Origin of the sequence: Micromonospora sp. M51, from assembly GCF_018070305.1 — a bacterium.
Classification (GTDB): Bacteria; Actinomycetota; Actinomycetes; order Mycobacteriales; family Micromonosporaceae; genus Micromonospora; species Micromonospora parva.
On the sequence record NZ_JAGPXZ010001048.1, the window covers coordinates 1 to 1,636 of the forward strand.

The 1,636-nt window shown below is 71.0% G+C and carries 1 protein-coding gene; it reads left to right on the top strand.

Going from position 1 to position 1,636, the window contains the following annotated elements; genetic code table 11:
- The coding region (gene pgm, locus KBX53_RS32320) for a phosphoglucomutase (alpha-D-glucose-1,6-bisphosphate-dependent) (RefSeq protein ID WP_210863642.1) at positions 1 to 1,466 on the top strand (1,466 nt) is incomplete at its 5' end.
- Positions 1,467 to 1,636: the final 170 nt, after the last annotated feature.

The following is a 1,636-nucleotide window of genomic DNA, read 5'->3' on the forward strand; positions in this document are numbered from 1 at the left end:
AGGGCAAGACCTACCAGGCGCTCTGCGACTACCGACGCGAGCAGGGGTTGGACGGGCCGCTCTTCCTCGCCCGGGACACCCACGCGCTCTCCGCGCCGGCCGCGGTGGACGCCCTGGAGGTGCTCGCCGCCAACGGGGTCACCGTGCTGGTGGACAGCCGCGACGGCTACACCCCGACCCCGGCGCTGTCGCACGCGATCCTCACCCACAACCGGGGGCGGACCAGCGGGCTCGCCGACGGCATCGTGATCACCCCGTCGCACAACCCGCCCGACGACGGCGGTTTCAAGTACAACCCCACCAACGGCGGGCCGGCCGACACCGACGTCACCCGGTGGATCCAGGACCGGGCCAACGCCATCCTCGCCGCCGGGCTCAAGGAGGTCCGCCGGATCACCTACGCGCGGGCGCGGGCCGCCGACACCACCGGGGAGTACGACTTCCTCGCCAGCTACGTCGACGACCTGCCGGCGGCGATCGACATCGACGCCATCCGTGACGCGGGGATCCGCATCGGCGCGGACCCGCTGGGCGGGGCGAGCGTGGCGTACTGGGGTGAGATCGCCGAGCGGCACCGGCTGGACCTGACGGTGGTCAACCCGACCGTCGACCCGACCTGGCGGTTCATGACCCTGGACGGCGACGGCAAGATCCGGATGGACTGCTCCTCGCCGAACGCGATGGCGTCGTTGATCGCCGCGCGGGCCGATTACCAGATCTCCACCGGCAACGACGCGGACGCCGACCGGCACGGCATCGTCACCCCGGACGCCGGGCTGATGAACCCCAACCACTTCCTGGCGGTGGCGATCGGACACCTGTTCCGCACCCGCACCGAGTGGGGGCCGGCGGCCGCCGTGGGCAAGACCCTGGTCTCCTCGTCGATGATCGACCGGGTTGCCGCCGACCTGGGCCGGCCGCTGCTGGAGGTGCCGGTCGGCTTCAAGTGGTTCGTACCCGGCCTGCTCGACGGCGCTGTCGGCTTCGGCGGTGAGGAGAGCGCCGGGGCGTCGTTCCTGCGCCGCGACGGCTCGACCTGGACCACCGACAAGGACGGCATCCTGCTCTGTCTGCTCGCCGCCGAGATCCAGGCCACCACCGGCCGCAGCCCGAGCGAGCACTGGGCGGAGTTGGCCGAGCGCTTCGGTGCGCCCGCGTACGCCCGGATCGACGCCCCCGCCACCCGGGAGCAGAAGGCAGTGCTCGGCAAGCTCTCCCCGGACCAGGTCACCGCCACCGAGCTGGCCGGTGAGCCGATCACCGCGACGCTGACCACCGCCCCGGGCAACGGCGCACCGATCGGTGGCCTGAAGGTCAGCACCGAGTCCGGCTGGTTCGCCGCGCGGCCCTCCGGCACGGAAGACGTCTACAAGATCTACGCCGAGTCCTTCCAGGGCCCCGACCACCTGAAGAAGATCCAGGAAGAAGCCAAAACCCTGGTAGACCAAGCCCTAACCCAGGCCTAACCCCACGCGCCCCCTCTACCCCGGTTGATCAAGAGGTTTGCGTCATGCCGACCGGCGTGTCGTGACGCAAACCTCTTGATAAACGGCGTCGCGGGGCAGGCAGCTGGAGGGCCGCGGGGTGGGGGGTATTCAGCCGGGTGGGGGGTCGGCGGATGGGGGTAGTTGTTTGC